The sequence below is a fragment of the Tritonibacter mobilis genome (assembly GCF_001681715.1).
GTDB classification, from domain to species: domain Bacteria; phylum Pseudomonadota; class Alphaproteobacteria; order Rhodobacterales; family Rhodobacteraceae; genus Epibacterium; species Epibacterium mobile.
The window spans coordinates 60,684-68,542 of the sequence record NZ_LNWY01000010.1 but is presented as its reverse complement, the minus strand read 5'-3'; the positions used below and the strand labels follow the sequence as shown (position 1 = coordinate 68,542).

Here is a 7,859-nt window from a genome sequence, read left to right as displayed (position 1 = left end):
CCATGTTCTGTCCACTCCCGACAGCTACTTGCAGGCCTACACCGTCCGACAGGCGCTCAAATCGCGCGGGGTGCAGGTCAGCGACGACATCGGTACCTTCGTGCGCGAGGAATACGAGGCCCGTGGTGGGGCCATCGCAGCCGATCTCCTGGAAGAGCATTCGGTGCTGGAAGACGCTGCGCTGGTCGAAACCATCCTGCTCGAGAAGCTCGCGGCCGCCGCCGAGGAGGCCCGCATAAAGCTGGGCTTTGCCTGGGCCGATTCGGTGGTCCGCTACGATTACGCGACCATGGCCGACTATGGCCGAGTCTATCCCAGCCCGATCGAGCCGGATGAGGCGAGCCAGAAGCGCATCGATGAGATCACCGCCGAGCTTGAGAAACTGCAGCTCGAGATGGAGGATGAGGGGCTCGAAGACGATGCCTACAATGCCCTTTACGAGCGCGTGGACGCTCTGGAAGACGAAGCGCGCGATCTGCAGGAGGCCTATAGCGCCGAGGACCTCGCGCGGTCTGGGGTAATCGCGTCGTTGCAGGGTGGGAAGATCACGCTCCATGTGGGCCTCGTCCGCCCGGAGGACACCGTGAAAGAGAAGGGCGCGCCCAGTTCCTCGACCAACACCACGGGAGAGGAGGCCCCCGACGCTGGCGAAATCAGCTACCCGGCCTCGCTGGCCGAGGACCTCAAGACCGAGCGGGCCATGGCGCTCGGGGCCGCGATGGCGCTGCATCCCGAGGCCACGCTCGATCTGACGCTCTTCAAGCTGGTCAGTGATGTTCTGGCCAGCGGCATGAGTGTCACGCAGGCGATCAAGATCGATGCCCGCAAGGAATACCGCAGCCATGCCAAAATGGACGAGATCGACGAGACCTCGCTTGAGCAGGTGGCGGCGGCGCATGATGCGCTGGACCTCTCCTGGCTCGATGACAACCGTTCGCCCGCCGATCAGTTCGCGGCGTTTCGCGCGCTGGAGGCCGGCGAGAAGGCCAAGCTCGTGGCCTATGCGACCGCCAGCACGACGCAGTCCTGCTTCGCACGGGACCGCCAGCGCGACAGCCTGATGCATGACTTCGAGATCGAGATCATGCCCGACATCCGCGCCCACTGGACGCCAAATGCGGCGCTCTTCAACCGCTTCAAGAAGGCCTGGCTCCTGAAGATCCTCGGCGAAGATCTGGGTCTGGCCCAGGAGGCGGTGACGCTGGCCTCGTCGAGCAAGAAAGAGATCGTCGCCTTCTGCGACAAGCTCTTCGCCGAGCCTTTCGCGACGCTCACGGACGCGCAGCGCGCTGCTGTGGCCGCCTGGTGCCCGCCCATGATGCAGACCGCCGGCGTCGCCTGTGATGAGGCGGAGCATGCCTCGCAATCTCCCGAGCCTGACAGCGAGATCGCGCAAGCGGCCTGAGTCCTCACGCGACCCGCGCGAGCCATGACGCCTGCGCGGGTCGATCTTCTCATACCCAACCGAAAGATATCCCCATGGCTATTCTCAAGTTCTCTGCCTCCGCTGTTGCGGCGCAGATCGCCCATGCGCGCGCCTGCAAAACCTTCCTGCCCAACTGGAACGGGCCCGTGGACAGGCCGGCCCTGATCCTCATCGTCGGCAATGGCGTGCATCTGCGCTCGAACGGCATCGACGGCACAACCACCCGCATCGTCACGACCGAGCAGGCCGATCCGTCCTTCGCCTTCGCCCAAGGCATGAACCCGTTTCGGGATGCCGACTGGATGGCGCAGCGCCGCATGGCGTTTCGCGATCTGACCGGCCAGTTCTACACGGACATCCTTGACGATGTGCAGGCGCTCATCGATCGGGGGCAGGGGGCGATCCGGCTCGCCACCGATGGCCACAGCATCCGCGTCTTCGTGCGCCGGGCCTCGGACTATCTGATCGGCGGGACCTACGAGGTGCCCTCGGGCCTCGGCGGCACCTTCCGGGTCATTCTCAAGGATGCCTGCGACACCTTCGCAATCGTGCAGAACTGCGGCAATTGTGAGGATTTCGACGCGATGCAGCCCTACCGCGTGCCGCTCGATGCATTGATGGAAATCGATGACCGGAGGGCGGCATAATGGGATGGCTTTTCTACACCGACGGCCGCGTTAAAACCTACGCGGATGAGAAAGCGGAGATTGCCCGGCTCTGCACCTTCGAGGGCGACACGCGCAGAACCGAACTGGTCAAGGCCTGCAAGGTCGGCTCAACCTGGTATGCGGCGGCAAAGATCACCAATCTCGACGGCACCCCTGTCGAAGACACGACCTATGTCACCGATGCGGATGGCTCCATCACGTTCGGGGCTGTCTTCCTCACCCGATACGATGACGGCTGCTGGGGCTACAAGGACATGGAGGAAAGTGCTGGCCCGAACGAATCTCGTGCTCCGCTTGGGCTGATCAAGCTTCTCTCCGACCTGAAAGACCCGGACAGCTACGCCCAGGACTGGCGCCAGCGCTGCCGGGACTGGGCTTCGATCCCGAACTACGAGGAAGGCGACAAGATCAAGCTCGCAAAACCGGTGACGCTCACCGATGGCAGCACCTGCCAGATCGTCACCGCGACCCACTACAGGCGGGGGCGGCAAAAACGCCGCTGCTACCGCATCGAGGAAACCGGTGGGCTCGTACGCCTGTCGAAGGCCTCGCTTGCGGGCTCGGAGCTGCTCAGCTCCGCAAAAGGCGAGGCCAGCCCAGTGCTGGCGGAGTTCCTGGCGGGGCAGGGTGGCTGAGTTTCCCGCTGAGACAACACCACAGGCACGCGCGCGCATACTGCCGACTTGAATTCGTATCTCAAATGAGATACATCACTCCCATCAACTGGAGGACCATCCATGCCTGCCCAAACATCCATGCTTCATGTCCGTGTTGACGATCAGCTGAAAGCACAGGCTTCGGACGCACTTGCGGGCGTCGGTCTGACGCTCTCCGACGCGGTGCGTATTCTTCTGACCCGCGTGGCCGCAGAAGGCGGCTTGCCTGCCGGATTGACTGCTGATCCGGATGCCTATGACGCCTGGTTCAGGGCGAAGGTACAGGAAGCGCTGGACGATCCAAGGCCCACAACGCCCCATGCCAAGGCGATGCAAGACGCCCAGGCATTGATTGACGGGAAGCGCCTTGCCAAATCTTGAATGGAAAGCCACGGCCATAGCCGACTTGCTGGCAATCATTGACTACATCTCTGACGACAACCCGGATGCCGCCCAAGTTCTCAAAGACGAGATTGAACACAAGACGTCCCTCCTTCCAGAACGCCCTCAGATGTACCGCGCGGGCCGTGTGGACGGGACTAGGGAGATGGTTGTTCGGCCGAACTACATCGTGGTTTATGCTGAAAGCCTTGAGATGGTGACCATTTTACGCGTTCTTCATGCTGCGCAGCAGTGGCCATGATGGGGGTGCAGGCCCCCCGCTAAGAAATTGCCCGCTCTACGCCTTCAAAGTGTAGAGCGGGCTTTTTCTCCTTTGGAACTCAGACCCTGATCCAAAGGAATTCCCCATGTCCAAGCCCTGCTCAACGCTCCCCGATCCTATTGAATCCAAAGCTAACTTCGTCTCTGCCCTCGAGCAGATCGGCACGGAGATCGACCACCAACCCCTGCGCAGCTCAGCGCTCGCACGCATCATGCGAGAGACCTTTCTTGGCAGTGATGCCGGGGGCGCCTGGGACTGGCGGAAGGCCTATGACCTGATGCAGGCGGCGGCTGTGCAGGCGCTGCTACGTGGCGATAACAGTGAGGATGATTACTTCGCCGCAAAACTGCTTGCCTCACGGCTGCTGACGGAAACCCGCCGCTCCGAGCAGCAGATCCGGTTGCAGCAGTTTTCCACGCCACTGCCATTTGCCGCCTTGGCCGTGCGGGCGGCGGCGATCCGCAAGGGCGAGACCGTGCTGGAGCCCTCGGCTGGCACCGGTGCCCTGGCAGCTTTCGCCGCCCGGGCCGGTGCCACGCTTCTGCTCAACGACATCGACCCCTTTCGCCAGTGCCTCCTGCGCGCGGTTTTCGGCGGCGAGGTGACGGGCCATGACGGCGAGCATATCGACGATCTGCTGCAGACGCCGGTTCTACCCGACGTCGTGGTGATGAATCCGCCCTTCGCCTCCTCGGTCGATCGCTCCCGAGACAAGCACATCGCCGCCAAACATCTCATCGCGGCAGCAAAGCGTCTCGCGCTCGGTGGGCGGCTGGTGGCGATCATGCCGCCGGGATTCACGCCCGAACGCGATGCCGCGCATTGGTCCCGCGCTTGCGGTCTCCTGACGCCGCGCTTGGCCCTCACGATGCCGGGACAGGTTTACCGCAAGCTCGGCACCTCTGTGGAAACCCAGCTGATGGTCTTCGACAAGGTGCAGGAGGACGGAGAGATGATCCGCGCCAGCGTCAGGGACTTGGATGAGGCCCTTCCTTTTGTCGACTCCGTGGCCGCGACCCGGACCGAGATGCGCCACGTACAACAGGCGGCAGCGGTTACTACTGCGCGACCGACCGTTGCACCCTCTGCCCCGCGCAAGACCGCCGCTGCGCCTGTTGCCGCCTCCAAACCCCGGGCCAATGCCGTCCGTCCGCTCAGCTTCACAAGCTTTGAGACCCCTCGCGACAACACGCCGGTCTCGGACATCTATGCGCGCTACCGTCCGCAGCGGATCGAGATCGCGGGTGCGCAGGAACATCCCACCCCGCTCGTTGAAAGCATCGCCATGGCCTCGGTTGCCCCGCCCATGCCCTCAAACACGGGCAGTGATGCCTTGCGCCTGCCCGCACGGTTGATCGAGGAGGGAGATCTTTCCGAGGCACAGCTCGAGACCATCATCATGGCGCATGATGCCCATGGGCGCGACCTGCCCGGTCGGTTCACCATCGATGACGACCAGACCAAGCTGACGCGCGCCGATGATGACCCGGATGCACGGGCCTATCGCCTTGGCTATTTCCTCGGCGACGGCACCGGTTGCGGCAAGGGGCGCGAATGCGCGGGGCTCATCCTTGTCAACTGGCTGGCCGGGCGCAGGAAGGCGATCTGGGTCTCCAAATCCGCCACGCTTATCGAGGACGCGATCCGCGACTGGACCGATCTCGGCGGCTCGCCTGCCGACATCCAGCCGCTTTCCAAATGGAAACCGGACCAGCCCGTCCCGATGGGCGACGGTATCCTCTTCGTCACCTACGCCACGCTGCGGTCCGCGGGCAAATGCGGCACCACGCGACTGAGCCAGATCCTCGCCTGGATGGGTGAAGACTTTGACGGCGTGCTGGCCTTTGATGAGGCCCATGCCATGCAGAACGCGGCCGGGTCAGAGCAGGGCAGGGGGGTCAAACCCTCCCAACAGGGCCTTGCGGGCCTCCGGCTGCAACTGGCAGCACCCCGCGCTCGCGTCTTCTACATCTCGGCCACGGGTGCCACGAGCGTGCACAACCTCGCCTATGCCGCGCGTCTCGGTCTCTGGGGGCAAGGCCCCGAATACCCCTTCCCGAGCCGCGAGAGTTTCGTCTCGGCGATGGAAGCAGGCGGTGTCGCCGCCATGGAGGTGGTCGCGCGTGATCTCAAGACGCTCGGCCTCTACACGGCCCGCGCCCTCAGCTTCGATGGCGTAGAATATGACGTGCTCGAACACGCGCTCACCCCGGCCCAGATCGAGATCTACGACGCCTATGCGGGTGCGTTTCGGACGATCCACCACAATCTCGAAGCCGCGCTGACGGCGACCGGCGTCAACGACGCCTCTGGCGAGACCAATGCCTCGGCTGCTCGCGCCTCGGCCAAGTCCCGCTTCGAGAGCACGAAACAGCGCTTCTTCAACCATCTCCTGATGGGCATGAAGGCTCCAAGCATCATCCACGCCATCAAGGAAGATTTGGCGGCAGGCAATGCTTGCGTCATCCAGGTTGTCTCGACAGGCGAGAGCCTGCTGAAGCGTCGGCTTGAGGCGATGGACCCGGAGGATGAACTCGTCGAGGGGGCCTTGACGCCGCGCGACTATGTTCTCGGCTACCTCGAACAGGCCTTTCCGATTCATGCGCAAAAGCTGGTCGAGATCGACGGCAATATGGTGCCCGAGCCGTTGCGCGATGAAACTGGCGCGCTGGTCGTCTCGCGCGAGGCGCTCGCTCTGCGTGACGCGGCCATGATGGAGTTGATGACGCTGGCGCCGATCCCCTCGGCGCTCGATCAGATCCTCTGGGCCTTTGGTGACGAGGCTGTCGCCGAGGTCACTGGGCGATCTATCCGGCCCCTCAAGGCTGAGGACGGTCATCTCTTCATCGAAAAGCGTAGCGCAAGCAGCAATACCTCCGAGACCCAAGCCTTTATGGACGGCGAAAAGGATATCCTGATCTTCTCGGATGCAGGCGGCACGGGCCGATCCTATCACGCGGCGCAAACGGCCAAGAACCAGAAGCGGCGGCGGCATTATCTGCTAGAGCCCGGCTGGCGCGCCGATGCGGCCATCCAGGGACTGGGCCGCACGCATCGCTCGGCCCAGGTCAGCGCGCCCTTCTTTCGGGTTTGCACCTCCGATGTGCATGGCGAGAAGCGCTTCACCTCGACGATTGCCAAACGCCTCGACCAGCTGGGGGCGCTCACCAAGGGCCAGCGCGAGACCGGCTCGCAGGGCATGTTCCGCGAGGAGGACAATCTCGAAAGCCCGATTGCGCGGGCGGCTTTGCGGGGATATTTCGCCGATCTCGCCGCCGGGCGCGCCGAGGCGATGAGCTATGAGAGCTTCACCGACTGGACCGCGCTGCGGCTGATCGACAAAGACGGTGTGCTGCTCGAAGAGCTTCCCCCGATCCAGCGGTTTCTGAACCGGGTGCTGGCGCTGCCCATCCACATGCAGAACGCGCTCTTTGCCGAGTTCATGCGCCGGATCGCTGATCAGTCTGAGCGGGCGCGCGCGGCGGGCACGCTCGATCTCGGCGTGGAAACCCTGCGCGGCGAAAGGATCGAACAGGTTTCCACCGAAGACCTCTGGACCTGCCCGAAATCCGGCGCCGTGACGCGGATCATCGGGCTCGAGGTGACCGACCCGGTCCATGTGCTGTCGGCGGGTGACGCCCTCTCGCACAATCCCGACAAGCTGGCGATGGTTAATCGCGCCTCCGGTCGCGCGGCGCTCATCTCGGCGCGGCCCATGCAGATGTATGACGAGGACATCGTCACGCTGATGCGCAAGGCGGTGAGGCCAAACGGGTCGAGCTATCTCGAAGAGACGCGGTTCGAGTCCTCGGCCTGGGAAGAGATCGGCAGGCCCGAGTTCGCACGGCGTTGGGATGCCGAGGCTGCGTCCCTGCCAAAAACCACCACGACCAAGCTCTACCTGTTGACCGGGCTGCTGCTGCCGATCTGGAAGGACATTCCGACCACCAATGAGCGGATCTACCGGGTCACGCCCGACGGGGCGACCGCCATGATCGGGCGCACGCTGAGCGAGGAAGGGGCGGCAGCGTTGCGCGCCCGCTTCCTCGTCTCCAATCCGCAAACACCGCAAGAGATGCTTACCGCCGTCCTTGGCACCACCGCGCCACTCGATCTCGGCCGGGGTCTGACTCTGACCCGTCGCCGTGTCGCAGGCGAGATGCGCCTCGAGCTTGGCGGCGCGGACAAGGGCATGATCGACGGCCTCAAGGCCCTCGGCTGCTTCACCGAGATCATCGCCTTCCAGTTGCGGGTGTTCCTGCCGCATGGGGACGGGATCGACACGGGAAGCATTCTGGCCCGGATCGTGGGGCAGGAAGCCACCATGACGTCAGAACAAGCCGCCTGAAAAGTCAAAGCGGGCTACCGGTCGGGCGTCGCGGATCGGGGTTTGCTCGGTCTGCGCTTACCGGGTGCGCTCTGACCAGTGCCACGCCGGGCCCCCC

The 7,859-nt window shown here is 63.9% G+C and carries 6 protein-coding genes; all 6 read left to right on the top strand.

What is annotated here, in order from left to right:
* The coding region (locus tag UB90_RS10835) for a chromosome partitioning protein ParB (RefSeq protein WP_065331966.1) at positions 1 to 1,405 on the top strand (1,405 nt) is incomplete at its 5' end.
* A gap of 74 nt (positions 1,406 to 1,479) precedes the next feature.
* A complete protein-coding gene (locus tag UB90_RS10830; RefSeq protein WP_065331748.1) occupies positions 1,480 to 2,073 on the top strand; it encodes a regulator in 594 nt (197 codons plus the stop codon).
* Positions 2,073 to 2,729 (top strand): DUF6927 domain-containing protein, encoded by a 657-nt coding sequence (locus tag UB90_RS10825; RefSeq protein WP_065331962.1) that lies wholly within the window; start codon positions 2,073 to 2,075, stop codon positions 2,727 to 2,729. Before UB90_RS10830 ends, UB90_RS10825 begins: the two co-directional genes overlap by 1 nt.
* Before the next feature lie 102 nt (positions 2,730 to 2,831).
* Positions 2,832 to 3,131: a type II toxin-antitoxin system RelB/DinJ family antitoxin gene (locus tag UB90_RS10820; protein ID WP_044353023.1), complete on the top strand. Its 300-nt coding sequence runs from the start codon at positions 2,832 to 2,834 to the stop codon at positions 3,129 to 3,131.
* The gene (locus tag UB90_RS10815; protein WP_065331750.1) at positions 3,118 to 3,393 is read left to right on the top strand and encodes a type II toxin-antitoxin system RelE/ParE family toxin; all 276 of its coding nucleotides are present in this window, start codon (positions 3,118 to 3,120) and stop codon (positions 3,391 to 3,393) included. Before UB90_RS10820 ends, UB90_RS10815 begins: the two co-directional genes overlap by 14 nt.
* 106 nt (positions 3,394 to 3,499) lie before the next feature.
* Entirely contained in the window at positions 3,500 to 7,762 is a 4,263-nt protein-coding gene (locus tag UB90_RS10810; protein WP_065331751.1) for a strawberry notch family protein, read from the top strand.
* Positions 7,763 to 7,859 lie beyond the last annotated feature (97 nt).

Bases quoted from the DNA above. Each gene is read 5' to 3' on its own strand.
- UB90_RS10820 (WP_044353023.1), top strand. From the start codon at position 2,832: ATGCCTGCCCAAACATCCATGCTTCATGTCCGTGTTGACGATCAGCTG.
- UB90_RS10810 (WP_065331751.1), top strand. From the start codon at position 3,500: ATGTCCAAGCCCTGCTCAACGCTCCCCGATCCTATTGAATCCAAAGCT.
- UB90_RS10830 (WP_065331748.1), top strand. From the start codon at position 1,480: ATGGCTATTCTCAAGTTCTCTGCCTCCGCTGTTGCGGCGCAGATCGCC.
- UB90_RS10825 (WP_065331962.1), top strand. From the start codon at position 2,073: ATGGGATGGCTTTTCTACACCGACGGCCGCGTTAAAACCTACGCGGAT.